Origin of the sequence: Petropleomorpha daqingensis (assembly GCF_013408985.1) — a bacterium.
GTDB classification, from domain to species: Bacteria; Actinomycetota; Actinomycetes; order Mycobacteriales; family Geodermatophilaceae; genus Petropleomorpha; species Petropleomorpha daqingensis.
Genome location: NZ_JACBZT010000001.1, coordinates 5,339,468 through 5,352,809, shown reverse-complemented (window position 1 = coordinate 5,352,809; position 13,342 = coordinate 5,339,468). Strand labels below are relative to the sequence as shown.

13 protein-coding genes are annotated in these 13,342 nt (G+C 74.1%); 6 read left to right on the top strand and 7 right to left on the bottom strand.

Annotated features, from left to right (window positions below; genetic code table 11):
• Positions 1-31 precede the first annotated feature (31 nt).
• The 5 genes from GGQ55_RS26295 to GGQ55_RS26275 all read right to left on the bottom strand — a co-directional run bounded on the left by GGQ55_RS26295 (position 32) and on the right by GGQ55_RS26275 (position 5,435).
• The gene (locus tag GGQ55_RS26295) at positions 32-1,348 is read right to left on the bottom strand and encodes a sugar ABC transporter permease (protein ID WP_218859456.1); all 1,317 of its coding nucleotides are present in this window, start codon (positions 1,346-1,348) and stop codon (positions 32-34) included.
• On the bottom strand, positions 1,345-2,109 hold the full coding sequence (locus GGQ55_RS26290; RefSeq protein ID WP_366490303.1) for an ATP-binding cassette domain-containing protein: 765 nt from the start codon (positions 2,107-2,109) through the stop codon (positions 1,345-1,347). Before GGQ55_RS26290 ends, GGQ55_RS26295 begins: the two co-directional genes overlap by 4 nt.
• A 125-nt stretch (positions 2,110-2,234) precedes the next feature.
• Positions 2,235-3,170 carry a sugar ABC transporter substrate-binding protein gene (locus GGQ55_RS26285; protein WP_218859455.1) on the bottom strand — a complete coding sequence of 312 codons (936 nt, stop codon included), beginning with the start codon at positions 3,168-3,170 and terminating at the stop codon, positions 2,235-2,237.
• Between the two features lie 331 nt (positions 3,171-3,501).
• Positions 3,502-4,737, bottom strand: coding sequence for an HRDC domain-containing protein (locus tag GGQ55_RS26280; RefSeq protein WP_246323875.1), 1,236 nt, complete (start codon positions 4,735-4,737; stop codon positions 3,502-3,504).
• Between the two features lie 74 nt (positions 4,738-4,811).
• Positions 4,812-5,435 (bottom strand): DUF3000 domain-containing protein, encoded by a 624-nt coding sequence (locus GGQ55_RS26275; protein WP_179721985.1) that lies wholly within the window; start codon positions 5,433-5,435, stop codon positions 4,812-4,814.
• Positions 5,436-5,560: 125 nt separating this feature from the next.
• On the opposite strand from GGQ55_RS26275, the gene hemE reads away from it, so the two are divergent.
• The 3 genes from hemE to GGQ55_RS26260 are packed head-to-tail and all read left to right on the top strand — an operon-like array spanning position 5,561 to position 8,159.
• Complete coding sequence (hemE, locus tag GGQ55_RS26270; protein WP_179721982.1) at positions 5,561-6,595, top strand: uroporphyrinogen decarboxylase; 1,035 nt, start codon at positions 5,561-5,563, stop codon at positions 6,593-6,595.
• The gene (gene hemG / locus GGQ55_RS26265) at positions 6,592-7,950 is read left to right on the top strand and encodes a protoporphyrinogen oxidase (protein ID WP_179721979.1); all 1,359 of its coding nucleotides are present in this window, start codon (positions 6,592-6,594) and stop codon (positions 7,948-7,950) included. The genes hemE and hemG overlap by 4 nt, the downstream gene beginning before the upstream one ends.
• A 2-nt stretch (positions 7,951-7,952) precedes the next feature.
• Positions 7,953-8,159, top strand: coding sequence for a hypothetical protein (locus tag GGQ55_RS26260; protein WP_179721977.1), 207 nt, complete (start codon positions 7,953-7,955; stop codon positions 8,157-8,159).
• Here GGQ55_RS26260 and GGQ55_RS26255 read toward each other — a convergent pair.
• Positions 8,134-10,914, bottom strand: coding sequence for an ATP-binding protein (locus GGQ55_RS26255; RefSeq protein ID WP_218859454.1), 2,781 nt, complete (start codon positions 10,912-10,914; stop codon positions 8,134-8,136). The two genes, GGQ55_RS26260 and GGQ55_RS26255, sit on opposite strands and share 26 nt — an antisense overlap.
• Positions 10,915-11,065: 151 nt before the next feature.
• Between GGQ55_RS26255 and GGQ55_RS26250 the strand changes: the two genes are divergently transcribed.
• The 3 genes from GGQ55_RS26250 to hemQ are packed head-to-tail and all read left to right on the top strand — an operon-like array spanning position 11,066 to position 12,857.
• Positions 11,066-11,575, top strand: coding sequence for a hypothetical protein (locus GGQ55_RS26250; protein ID WP_179721975.1), 510 nt, complete (start codon positions 11,066-11,068; stop codon positions 11,573-11,575).
• Entirely contained in the window at positions 11,572-12,081 is a 510-nt protein-coding gene (locus tag GGQ55_RS26245; protein WP_179721973.1) for a YceI family protein, read from the top strand. Before GGQ55_RS26250 ends, GGQ55_RS26245 begins: the two co-directional genes overlap by 4 nt.
• Positions 12,082-12,137: 56 nt before the next feature.
• The gene (gene hemQ, locus GGQ55_RS26240) at positions 12,138-12,857 is read left to right on the top strand and encodes a hydrogen peroxide-dependent heme synthase (protein WP_179721971.1); all 720 of its coding nucleotides are present in this window, start codon (positions 12,138-12,140) and stop codon (positions 12,855-12,857) included.
• Positions 12,858-12,889: 32 nt separating this feature from the next.
• On the opposite strand, the gene msrB is transcribed toward hemQ, so the two are convergent.
• Positions 12,890-13,315 carry a peptide-methionine (R)-S-oxide reductase MsrB gene (gene msrB / locus GGQ55_RS26235; RefSeq protein ID WP_179721969.1) on the bottom strand — a complete coding sequence of 142 codons (426 nt, stop codon included), beginning with the start codon at positions 13,313-13,315 and terminating at the stop codon, positions 12,890-12,892.
• Between the last annotated feature and the right edge of the window lie 27 nt (positions 13,316-13,342).

The following is a 13,342-nucleotide window of genomic DNA, read 5'->3' as shown; positions in this document are numbered from 1 at the left end:
GGCGGCCGTGGCCGCCCACCGGGGCAGCGGCCTACGTCCGGGCCAGCGACGAGGCCCCGGAGCGGCGGCGGGACAGCGCGTCGATGGTGGCGGCCAGGATGAGGACGCCGCCGGTGACGAGGAAGGTGATGCCGGCCGGCAGGCCGAGCAGCCCCAGCCCGTTGGTGATCATCGAGATCAGCAGAGCGCCGATCACGGCCTGGACCAGCCGGCCCCGGCCGCCGAAGAGGCTCACCCCGCCGACCACGGCGGCCGCGACACCCGACAGCACGATGTCGCGGCCCGCGGACGGCTCGACCGTGCCGGTCTGGCTCGCGGAGAACAGCCCGGAGACGACGGCGAGCGTGGAGCAGAGGATGAACGCCGACATCCGCAGCCGCGCGACGTTGATGCCACCGCGCCGGGCCGCCTCGGGGTTGCCGCCCACCGCGTAGATGTGCAGGCCCCAGCGGGTGCGGTCGAGCGCGGACGTGCCGATCCAGAGGATCGCCAGCGCGATCGGGACGACGATCGGGACGCCCCTGATCTCCACGATGCTGGTGGACCGGTTCTGGCTGAGCAGGAAGACCAGGAAGCCGCCGCCGATCACCCACGCGCCCACCCGAGCGGCCAGCAGGCTCATCGGCCGGACCGGCATGCCCGCGCGGTGGCGCCGCGCGCGGTCGTAGAGCTGGGTCCCGGCCGAGACCGCGACGACCACGGCGAGCATGAGCCAGCCGGCCCAGATCGGCATCGACGAGTTCATGATCGCGACGACCTGGGGCACCTCGATCCGGTAGAGGCCGCCGTCGCCGAGCAGGACCAGGTTCAGCCCCTGGAATCCCAGGAACAGACCGAGGGTGACGACGAAGGACGGGATCCCCACCTTGGCCACGAAGTAGCCGATGAACGTGCCGATCACCATGCCGGCGAGCAGCGCCACGACCAGGGCGAGCACCCAGTTCCAGTCCTGCTTGTTGACCAGCAGCACGAAGATCGCCATGCCGACGCCGGAGGTGACACCGGCCGACAGGTCGATCTCGGCGATGAGGATGACGAAGGTCAGCGCGATCGCCAGCATCATCAGCGCGGCCGTCTGGGTCAGCAGGTTCGCGATGTTGAGCCGGGTCAGGAAGAAGGGGCTCAGCGAGCCGAACAGGATGGCCAGCACGATCACGCCGGCGAGCGCCGGCAGCATCCCCATGTCGCCGCCGCGGACGCGCTGGATGTAGTTGTTCACCTGGTCACGGACGGTGCCCTCGTGACCGGTGGCGATCGTGCTCGGTTCGCCGATGGCGGCGGTCTCGGCCGCGGTGTTGGTCGAGGGGTTCGACGACTGCTCGGTGGACCGTTCCGGCGTGGTGGTCACGACAGGACCTCCTCGAGGGGCGTGTGGTCGGTCCGGACCCCGGTGATGTAGCTGACGACCTCGTTGTAGTTGGTCGCGCCCGCGTTGAGCTGGGCGACCATGTTGCCGAGGTAGAGCACGTTGATGTAGTCCGCGACCTCGAAGACGTCGGCGAGGTTGTGGCTGATGATGATCACTCCCACGCCGGCGGCGGCGAGGCGTCGGACCAGCGCGAGCACCTGCTCGGTCTGCGCGACACCGAGGGCGGCGGTCGGCTCGTCCAGGATCACGAGCTTCGCCTTCTGCAGCACCGCGCGGGCGATCGCGACCGTCTGGCGCTGGCCACCGGACAGCGACGAGACCTTCTGCCGGACGGACTTCATCGTCCGCACCGACAGCGACTGCAGCGTCGCCGCCGCCTTCTTCTCCATCTCGGGGGTGTCCAGCATCCCGAGGTGCACGTCCTCGCGGCCGAGGAACATGTTCTGCACGATGTCGAGGTTCTCGCAGAGGGCGAGGTCCTGGTAGACGACCTCGATGCCGAGCGCCGCGGCCTCGCGCGGCGTGCCCAGGGTCACCGCCTCGCCCTCGAAGAGGATGTCGCCGGAGTCGTACGGCTGGGCGCCGGACAGGCCTTTGATCAGGGTGGACTTGCCGGCGCCGTTGTCGCCGACCAGTGCCGTGACCTTGCCGGCCTCGACCTTCATGTTCACCCCCTTGAGCACCTCGACGGGGCCGAAGCTCTTGCGGATGTCACGGAGTTCGATGATCGGTACGGCCACGGGAAGGTCCTCACCTGTGCAACCGGGGGGCTGCCTGCCGGCAGCGCTGTTGATCGTTGCTGGACGGGACGGGTGGACGCCGACCGCGAGGCGCGGCCGGCGTCCACCCTGGGCGTCCGGTGGTGCTACTTGATGCCCTTCTGCGTGCAGATGGCGGCGACGTCGCCCTTGCAGACGTCGGCGACGTTGGCGTTCCCGTCGTCGAACACCTGCTGCATGTTGTCGGCGTTGACGACGATCGGCGTCTCGGCGATGAACGGCGTGCCGTCGTCGGTCTTCTTGTCGACGCTCGGCTTCTCGCCGTTCAGCAGCTGGATGGCGAGGTCGGAGGCGGCCTTCGCCTCGAGCTGGAACGGCTTGTAGACCGTGCCGGCCTGCTTGCCGAGCAGGATGTTCTGCAGGGCGGCGGGGCTGGCGTCCTGGCCGCTGACCGGGACCGTCTTGCCGTTCTTGTCCAGCACCGAGATGACGCTCGCGGCGTTGGTGTCGTTGGCCGCCCAGACGGCGTCGATGTTGCCGCCGAGGGCGGTGTAGGCCTGCTCGAAGAACGTGCCGGCCTTGGCGCCGTCCCAGGTGCCCTGGGTCTCGAACGCCGGCTTGATCCCCGCGGCGGACATGACGCTGTCGGCGCCGTCGTGGAACTGCTTGGCGTTGCCGTCGGTCGGGTCGCCACCGACGTAGACGACCTGCGCCGTCGCCGGGTCCTTGCCGCCGGCCTTGAGCCCGTCGACGATCATCTGGCCCTCGAGCTCACCGACGTGGAAGTTGTCGAAGGAGACGTAGTAGTCCGCACCCTGGATCGGGCGGTCGTAGGCGATCACCGGGATCCCCTGCGACTTGGCCTTCTCCGTCACCTGGACGCCGGCGTTGTTGTAGTCGACGAGGAGCATGACGCCGCAGCCCTTGGTGAGCTGCTGCTGCGCGATCGTCGAGTACTTGCTGGTGTCGCCCTGCGCGTTCTGGATGTCGGTGGTGAAGCCCGCGTCCTTGAACGCCTTCTCCAGGGCGGGGCGGTCACCGTTCTCCCACCGGTTGGAGGAGGCGGCGTCGGGCAGGATCACACAGGCGCGCTTCTCGGCGCCCCCACTGCTCCCCGAGGCGGAGTTGCCACCCCCACCGCTGTTCGAACACGCCGCCAGGGCGAGAACGCTCACCGCCGCCAGCGTGGCGAGTCCGGAGTTCCTCAGGTTCACGACAAAACCTCAGCCTTCTCAGAGGAGGGTGCGAAGTCCGCTTCGCGAGATCGTGGAACGTGCGCTGCGTCACAGTAGGGCAGCGAGAGGCCTCGTTAGTAACGATGGCATAACGAGATTCCGTGAGTTGGTGTCGCTTTTCGAAATTGCGGGCAGACCTGCAAGTTCGCAACAAGAACCCGGCCCGGTCGTCACCCGATCAGGCGGCGGCGACGGCCTCGGTGAGCAAAGGCCCGGTGAGCTCGACCTGCCACTCGCGTGCCCCGCCGGCGCGCAGCGTCTCGGCGACGGTCTCGGCCGTGCGCGGCTCCGGCGGGCTCCACATGAGCCGGCGGACCAGGTCGGGGGAGAGCAGGTTCTCCACCGGGACGTTCCACTGCTGCGACAGCGTCGCCAGACCCGCGCGCGCCTGCTGCAGCCGGGTCGCGGCGGCCGGGTCGCGGTCGGCCCAGCGGTTGACCGGCGGCGGCCCGTCGCCCGGGCGGCTCTGCGGCGGCAGGTCCGACTCCGGCAGCTCGCGGCCGCGGGCGATCGCGCCGTACCAGGTACCGACCAGCTTGCGGTTGGCGCGGCCGCGGAAGACCGGCAGCTCCAGCAGAGCCGCCTCGGTGCGCGGATCGGCCTGCACGGCCGAGACCATCGCCGAGTCGGGCAGCACCCGGCCCGGGGCGATGTCGCGACGGCGGGCGAGGTCGTCGCGGGCCTGCCACAGCGAGCGCAGCACGCCGAGCTGGCGGCGGGTGCGCAACCCGTGCACGCCGGAGGTCCGCCGCCACGGGTCCTGCTTGGGCGCCGGCGGCCCGGCGGCGAGGATCGCGTCGAACTCCTGCCGCGCCCACTCGCTCTTGCCCTGCTCCTCGAGGATCGCGGCGAGCGCGTCCCGCAGGTCGACCAGCACCTCGACGTCGAGGGCGGCGTAGACCAGCCACTCCTCGGGCAGCGGCCGGGTGCTCCAGTCCGCGGCGGAGTGGCCCTTGACCAGCGAGTAGCCCAGCAGCGACTCGACCACCGCGGCGAGCCCGACGCGGGGGAGACCGGCCAGCCGCGCGGCCAGCTCGGTGTCGAAGATCCGCTTGGGCACCAGCCCGATCTCGGCCAGGCAGGGGAGGTCCTGGTTGGCCGCGTGCAGCACCCACTCCTCGTCGACGATCGAGGCCTGGACGACGGAGAGGTCGGGCAGCGGGACGGGGTCGATGAGCCCGGTGCCCGAGCCGTTGCGGCGCAGCTGCACGAGGTAGGCCCGCTGGCCGTAGCGGTAGCCGGAGGCGCGCTCGGCGTCGACCGCGACCGGGCCGCTGCCCGACCCGAGGGCCTCGGCGTACTCGACCAGCCGGGTCGAGGTGTCGATGACCGGCGGCAGCCCGTCGCGCGGAGCCAGCAGGGGGACGGCGGTGGGCGCCTCGTCGTCCGGCGCCGGCGTGGCCGGATCTCCCAAGGGCGCGGTGCTCAGTTCCCGTCCACCTTCTCGCAGTCTCGTGGCCGTGCAGCAGGCGCGGCCGCCCTGCGATGTTAGGTGGTCTCGCCGTTCGCGCGGCCGGAGGGACCCAGAAGGTGGACACCGGGCGGCGGCAGCCCGGCCGCGGTGCCCAGCACCTCGAGGAAGGCCGTGAGGTGCCGGTCGAGCGCGGCGTTGTCCTCGGCGGTCCACGACGCGCGCAGCTCGACCTCGACCGAGTGCTCGGGTCCGGCCAGGTCGCCGAAGCGGGTGGACGCCGTCCGGGTGACCGTGCCGCCGACCGCGTGGGAGCCGGCGCCGGCGTCGGCGAGGGCGTCGGTGAGCCAGCTCCAGGCGACCTCGGAGAACATGGCGTCGTCGACCAGCGTCTCGTCGGTGACGGCCGAGATGTAGGCGACGCAGCGGGTGGTGCCGTCCCAGGCCTGGTGGCCGTTCGGGTCGAACAGCACGATGAACCGGCCGTTGGCGACCTCGACCTCGTCGTCCCCGTCGGGCTCGAAGACCTGCGCGCCGAGGGCGTGCGCCCATGGCGCGAGACGCTGCGGCGCCGGGATCGTCTCGAGGACGATCTCGGGGCGGGCGCGGACGGTCGCGATCGCGTCGAGGGCGGTCCGGAACGCAGCGGGCGGCTCCTCGCCGGCCGCAGCTCCGCTGCCGGCCAGGCTGTGCGGCTCCACGCCTTCGGAGGGTAGGGCCGAAACGGCCGCTGTGGGGCCGCCACGCCGCGCACGGCCTGCCCGTTCCCGTCCGTAATCCCCTGGTCGCGAAGGGTGGCCGGAACGTTCTGGGAGGATGGGCGGACGTGAGCACCGCCGCCGACTCCCGTCTCGTCCGCGCCGCCCGGGGACTCCCCGTGGACCGCACCCCTGTGTGGTTCATGCGCCAGGCCGGCCGGTCGCTGCCCGAGTACCGCGCGCTGCGGGCCGGGACCGCGATGCTCGAGGCCTGCCAGGACCCGGACCTGGTCACCGAGATCACCCTGCAGCCGGTGCGCCGGCACGGCGTGGACGCGGCGATCCTGTTCTCCGACATCGTGCTGCCGCTGGTGGTGGCGGGCGTCGACATCGAGATCAAGCCGGGTGTGGGCCCGGTCGTGGCCGATCCGGTGCGTTCGGTCGCCGACGTCGACGCGCTGCCGCCGCTGGAGCCGGAGCGGCTGGTGTTCTTGCAGACCGCCGTCCGCCAGCTGGTCGCCGAGCTCGGGCCGACGCCGCTGATCGGCTTCGCCGGTGCGCCGTTCACGCTGGCCACCTACCTGATCGAGGGGGGTCCGTCGAAGGAGCACGCGCGCACCAAGGCGTTCATGTACGCCGAGCCCGAGGCGTGGTCGCGGCTCCTGGACCGGCTGGCCGTCTCCGCGGCGACCTTCCTGCGCGCCCAGGTCGACGCCGGCGCGGTCGCCGTGCAGCTGTTCGACTCGTGGGCCGGCGTGCTGTCGGCCGCGGACTACGCCGAGCGGGTGCTGCCGCACTCGCGCGCGGTCTTCGACGGGCTGGGGGAGCGCGACGTCCCCCGCATCCACTTCGGGGTCGGCACGGGTGAGCTGCTGCCGCTGATCGGCGACGCCGGGGCCGACGTCGTCGGGGTCGATTGGCGGGTGCCGCTGGACGAGGCCGCCCGCCGGGTCGGGCCCGGCTACTCGCTGCAGGGCAACCTCGACCCGGCCGTGCTGCTCGCCGACCGGGAGACCGTGGACCGCGAGGTGCGCCGGGTCGTCGAGCAGGGCCGCGCCGCCCGTGGGCACGTGTTCAACCTGGGCCACGGCGTCCTGCCGGACACCGATCCGGGGATGCTGACCCACGTCGTCGAGCTGGTCCACGAGCTGTCCGCGCGATGAGGATCGCGATCGTCGGGGCCGGGATCACCGGTCTGGCCGCCGCGTACGAGTGGCGGCGGCGCCGTCCGGACGACGAGATCGTCGTCCTCGAGGCCGGCGACCGGATCGGCGGCAAGCTGCGCCGCATCCGGCTCGCCGGGCACTGGTACGACACCGGCCCCGAGGCCATGCTCGCGCGGGTTCCCGAGGCGGTGCGCCTGGTCGAGCAGCTCGGGCTGGCCGATCAGCTCGTCGCGCCGGCGACGACGCAGGCCTCCGTCGTCCTGCCCGACGGGCGGCACCCGCTGCCGGCCGGGACCGTGCTCGGCGTGCCCGCCTCGGCCGACGACCTCGAGGGATTCCTGTCGCCGGACGGCGTCGCGCGGGTGCGTGCCGAGTCCGACCTGCCCCCGGTGACGCTCGAGGGCGACGTCGGCGTCGGGGTGCTGCTGCGCGAGCGGCTCGGCGACGAGGTGGTCGACCGGCTGGTCGAGCCGCTGCTCGGCGGCGTCTACGCCGGGCGCGCCGACGAGCTGTCGCTGGCCGCGACCATGCCGGCGCTGGCCGGTCAGCTGCCGCGCGCCGGGTCGGTGCTGGCCGCCGCGGCCGCCGCCCGTGACGCCGGCGCCCGCAGCCGCGGCGACGCCGACGGGCCGGTGTTCGTGACCGTCTCCGACGGCATCGGTGCGCTGCCCGAGGCGCTGGTCGCCGCCGCTCGCGCCGACGTGCGGCTCGGCAACCCGGTGCACGGGCTGCGGCGGATCGAGGGCGGGTTCGAGCTCTCGATCGGCCCGGCCGCCCGGCCGGAGACCCTGACCGCCGATGCGGTGCTGGTCACCGCACCCGCGCAGAAGTCGGCCCGGCTGCTGTCGGCGGTCGTGCCGGAGGCGGTCGAGCCGCTGAGCGCTATCCCGTACGCGTCGATGGCCGTCGTCGCGATGGCCTTCCCCCCGCAGCAGGTCGCGGCCGGATCGGGGCTGCTCGTCCCTCCGGTCACCGGCCGGCTGGTCAAGGGGGTCACCGTCTCGTCGGCCAAGTGGCCGCATCTCGGCGAGGGTCTGCTGGTGCGCGCGTCGGTCGGCCGGTTCCGCGACGAGGCCCAGCTCCAGCGGGACGACGACGACCTCACCGCCGCCGTCGTCGCCGACGTCGCCGACCTGCTGCAGCTCGACCGGCCCGAACCGGTGCAGACGGCGCTGCAGCGCTGGGGCGGTGGCCTGCCGCAGTACCAGGTCGGGCACCCCGCGCGGGTCGCCGCGATCCGGGCCGCGGTCGCCGAGGTGCCGGGGCTGGCGATCGCCGGCGCCGCGTTCGAGGGGGTCGGCGTCCCCGCCTGCATCAGCGACGCGCACCGCGCCGTCGACGCGCTCCTGTGAACGTGGCGGGAGACACCGTCGCGACCGGGCATCCTGGGAAGGCCGACGCCGTTGAGTCCGGGGTGATCCACCAGCACGACCTCGACAAGAAGAAGCTCATCCCCGACCGACCTGTCCGGTGCCTGCGGCACAGCGTCTGGATGGCCGTCTGCGACGACTGCCGCCGAGCCCGGGCCGACCTGGTCAGCGGCGCACGGAAGGCCCGCTGACCCTCGTCGCCAGCTCTGTCCGGTTGGCCAGCCCGAGCTTGGCCAGGATGTTGCGCACGTGGCTCTCGACCGTGCGCTCCGAGAGGACCAGCCGCTCGGCGATCTGCCGGTTGGACAGCGCCTGGGCGACGAGCGCGGCGATCTCCCGCTCCCGATCGGTGAGCGGGTCCGCCGCGCGGGCCGCCCGGCCCGCCCGCTCCACCAGCACGGCCGCCCGCCGTTCGGGCCCGGGCATGCCCAGCCGGTGCGCCTCGGTCCGGGCGGCCGATGCCAGCTCGCGGACCCGCGGCAGGTCGACGGCCCGCCCGCGCCCGAGGAGCGCCCCCGCCAGCCCGACGCGGTCGTTGACCACGGCGGGGAGGGCTCCCGTGCGGCTGTCGGAGGCCAGCGCCTCCTCGAACCGCGCCACCGCCTCGTCCCACTCCTCCCGGACGACGGCGAGCCGCCCCCGCAGGGCGTCCGGCGACCCGGAGCAGTAGACCCCGGCGCCCCCGGCCGCGATCGTCGGCATGCCGGCGAGGACCGCCGCCAGATCTCGCGCCGCCCCGGCGTCCCCGAACTGCTCGACTAGGGGGACGAGGCTCTCGGCCACGCCGGCCGCCTCGACGAAGTCGCGTTCGGCCATCCGCGGCCGCAGCTGCGCGTAGCGCGCCGCCGCCTCCTCGCGCCGCCCGCTCACGAGGGAGACCGCCGCCCGGCTGGTCAGGACGATCGGAGTGTCACCCGCGGTCTCGAGGAGCCGCGGCGCGAAGCGCTCGACGTCCAGCTCCACACCGGTGACCAGCGCGTGCTGGTACAGGAACGCGGCCGACATGCCCGCTGCCGAGATGTCCTGCGCGAGCTCCTCCTCGCCGATGACCCGCGCCTCGTCGTTGAGCGCCATCGCCTCGTCGAACCGGCCGTACAGCGCCGCGACCGACGCCCGCAGCCGCAGGTCGTGCCACCGGACCAGCGGCAGCCGGGTGCGCCGGGCCAGCGCGGTGACCCGGGCCAGCTCGTCCTCCACGATCGCGCCGTCGCCGACCTCCAACGCCGCGTCGATCCGCCACTTGGCGCCCCACAGCTCGACCAGGGGCTGCCCCGTCGTCGCGGCGTGCTCGATCGCCAGCAGCCCGAGCCGCATCCGCTCCTGCCGGTCGAGGGCGGCGGGGCTGGCCTTCATGCGGGCGCGGACGGCATCGAGCACCGCCTCCGGGTCCCCGCTGCGCTCGGCCAGCGCGAGGGCCTCGGCGGAGTGGGCCGCGGCGGCGCCGATCCGTCCGGCGTCGGCGAGCACCGAGGCCGACTGGGCGAGCAGCCGGGCGCGCAGCGCCGGGGGTAGCGAGGGGACCGCGAGCGCCCGTTCGCACATGCGCATCACCGCCGGGGGGAAGCCGGGGGCGGCGATGTCGTGGACCGTGAGCGCGGCGGGGGCCAGCAGATCGCTCCGGCCGCACGCCGCCGCGGCGTCGGAGGCGGCGGTGGCGTGCACCAGGCTCTCGCCGAACCGCCCGGCCCGGAACTCCGCGGTGGCCAGTTCGAGCAGCAGCTCGGCACGCTCGCCGGGCTCCGTCCCGGCGCGCTCCGCGGCGTCCAGCGCGGTCGCCAGGAACCGGGCGGCCTCGTCGAAGGCCAGGGACCGGGTGGCCGCCGTCGCGGCGCGCCGGGCCCAGGACGCCGCCCGGAGCAGCTCCGGCCCGTCCGAGGCCGCGCGCAGCCAGTGGCCGGCGACCACGCCGGCCCCGGAGTCGTCGTCCCCGGTGAACTGCTCGAGCGCCACGGCCGCGCGGCGGTGCAGCTCCTCGCGCCGGCTGGGGGAGAGGTCGGCGTAGATGGCGTCGCGCACGACCGCGTGGGCGAAACGCCGCCGTCCCGGGAGGTCCGGCACCGCGGTCAGCACGCCGGCCGCCACCGCGGCGTCGAGATCGGCCCCGACCCCGTCCGCCGCGCGGGCGGTGACGGCGGCCAGCCGGCCGGCGTCGACCTCCTCGCCGAGGACGGAGGCGCTGTCGAGCAGGTCCAGGGCGGTGGGCGGCAGCGCGGTGAGCGTCGTCCGGACCAGGTGCCGGAGCTCGGTGCCGCCGTCGTCGGCGCCGTCCGCCGGCGCCCGTGCCACCGCCCGCAGGTAGAGCGGGTTGCCGCCGCTGCGCCGGTGGGCGGCCCGGACCGCGTCGTCCGGGGCCCCGGGCAGGTAGGCGCGGACGTCGTCCTCGGTCAGCGGGGCGAGGGGCAGCGCGCGGGTGGCCGGCCCGCGCAGCAGTTCGGGGAGCACCGCGTCCAGCCGCTCGCCGGCCGGGCCGGACGGGTCGCGGTAGGTGCCGATCACCAGAAGCCGGGAGCGGGGCAGCTCGCCGGCGAGGTGCCGCAGCAGCCGCAGCGACGTCTCGTCGGCCCAGTGCAGGTCCTCCAGGACGACGACCAGCCCGCCGGGTTCGGCGGCGTCGAGCAGCGCCTCGGTGGTGGTGGCGACCAGGGCGAAGCGGGCGGCCTCGAGATCGGCGGCCCCCTCGACGCCCGACAGCGCTCCGTCGACCACCGCCCGGACGGCGGGCAGCGCGCGCATCACCCGGCGCCACGGCCACAGCGGGGGAGCGCCCGGGTCGTCCACGCACCGGCCCCAGGCCACCGCGGGTGTGCCGGCCACCGCCTCTTCCACGGTGCGGGTCTTGCCGATGCCCGCCGGCCCCGAGAGCAGCAGCAGCCCGCCCCGGTCGTCCGCGACCGCGGCGAGGCGCCCCGCGAGCTCCGCGAGCTCGGCCGCGCGTCCGACGAACACGGCGCGCAGTATCCCGGCGGCCGGGTGCCCTGCGTAGCCCGTTTCAGTGGCGCGGTTGCGTGGTTCCACGGATGTCGCGGCCCGTTCGCCGCCGGATCGTTCTCCGCGCCGGGACCGGAACCACCGGTCCCCGAACCGGAGGGAGCACCCCGTGTTCGCCACCGTCCACCCCACCCCGCCGAGCGGCGCGGCACCCGCGGGCGCGATCGAGGTCGCGCACCTCGACGGTTCGGGGAGCACCACGATCGCGTTCTGGCCGGACGAGCAGTCCGCGCCGGCCGGTGAGCGCGTCTACCGCCTGGTCGACCGGACCGACGGCCCCGCCGCCGGCCGCACCCCCCTGTTCGCCCAGGTCGGCTGGGTCAACAGCGCCGGGAACCCGGCCGTGGCCGAGGCCGCCGAGCGCGGCGGCCGGGAGCGGATCGACCCGGCGATCCGCGACGTCGAGGGCCTCGTGGGCGTGCTGGTGTTCCGGTCCGCCGACCATCGCATCGTCGTGGTCGGCACGGCCACCGACCTGGAGACGCACACCGAGGTCAGCGACCGCATCCAGAACACCCCGCTGCTGCCCGGCGAGGACCGCGCCCTGCTGCCGGGCCTCGACCGCGCCGTGCTCGGCCGCGTCGTGCGTGCGGACATCCCGCAGGCGGTGCGGTCGTGACCGCCCCGCTGCTGGCCGCCGGGACGTGGACCGTCTCCGACAGCCGCACGCGGGTCACCTTCTCGGTGGGCAACCTCGGCACGCAGGCGCACGGCTCGGTCGCCTGCAGCTGGGGCGAGCTGCGGCTCGACGCCGAGGGCTGCCCGGCGGCGGTGCGGGCCGAGATGGACCTGAACAGCCTCGACACCGGGATCGCCAGGCGGGACGCCGATCTGCGCAAACCGCGCCTGCTCGACATCGACCGGCACCCCACGATGGTCTGGACGGCGGAGCGGTTCACCCCGCGGGACGACGGCTCGTGGACCGCCGAGGGTGTGCTCTCGGTGCGCGGCACGTCGGCGCCGCTGACCGTGACCGGCGCCGCCGAGACCGACGGCCCCTGGCTGCGGGTCCGCGCCACGGGCGAGCTGGACCGCAGGTCGGTCGGCATCCGGGCGCCGTCGATCCTCATCGGGCGGACCGTCCGGATCGAGGTCGACGCCTGGCTCACCCCTTCCCTGCCGTGACCCGCGTCTCGCCGGTGGCCGCCGGGACGGCCACCGGCGGGAGGGACAATGAGGCCATGAGCGAGCAGCAGAGCGACCAGCGCAGCGTCGGCAAGCGGGCCAACGAGCTCAACGCCTCGATCCGCTACACGATGTGGTCGGTGTTCCGCCTCGCCCGCCCGCTCGCCGACGACGAGCGCCCCGCCGCGGCCGACGAGGTCCAGGCCCTGTTCGACGAGCTCGCCGGCAAGGACGTCGTCGTCCGCGGCACCTACGACGTCTCGGGCCTGCGCGCCGACGCCGACCTGATGGTCTGGTGGCACGCGTCGTCGGCGGAGGCGCTGCAGGAGGCCTACGGCCGGCTGCGCCGCACCGCCCTGGGGCGCCGGCTCGACCCGGTGTGGTCGCAGATGGCGCTGCACCGGCCGGCGGAGTTCAACAAGAGCCACATCCCGGCGTTCCTCGCCGAGGAGGAGCCGCGCCGCTTCGTGTGCGTCTACCCGTTCGTGCGCTCCTACGAGTGGTACCTGCTGCCCGACGAGGAGCGGCGGTTCATGCTCGCCGAGCACGGGAAGATGGCCCGCGACTACCCCGACGTCCGGGCCAACACCGTCGCCGCCTTCGCGCTCGGCGACTACGAGTGGATGCTCGCCTTCGAGGCCGACGAGCTGCACCGCATCGTCGACCTCATGCGCGAGCTGCGCGCCGCGACCGCCCGCCGGCACGTCCGCGAAGAGGTGCCGTTCTACACCGGCGTCCGCAAGCCGGTCGCCGAGCTCGTGGCCGACCTGGCGTAAGTGGAGGCTGAGAGCGCAGAAAACCTGCGCGCTCAGCCTCCGTTGGCGGGCTCGAGGCGGATCGAGAGCGAGTTGATGCAGTAGCGGTCGCCGGTCGGCGTCTGCGGGGCGTCGTCGAAGACGTGGCCGAGGTGGCTGTGGCAGGTGCCGCAGAGCACCTCGGTGCGCACCATCCCGTAGCCGCGGTCCTCGCGCAGGACCACGTTGTCCGACGCCGACGGCTCCCAGAACGACGGCCAGCCGCAGTGCGAGTCGAACTTCGTCTCCGACCGGAACAGCTCGGCCCCGCAGGCCCGGCAGCTGTAGACGCCGACGGTCTTGGTGTCGACGTACTCGCCGGTCCAGGGCCGTTCGGTGCCGGCCTGCCGCAGCACCGCGTACTCCTCCGGCGCGAGCTGGGCCCGCCACTCCTCGTCGGTCTTGGCGACCTTCGGCTGTTGCTCAGCGGATGCGGTCATGACCAAACGGTACGGCGGCCGCGCCAC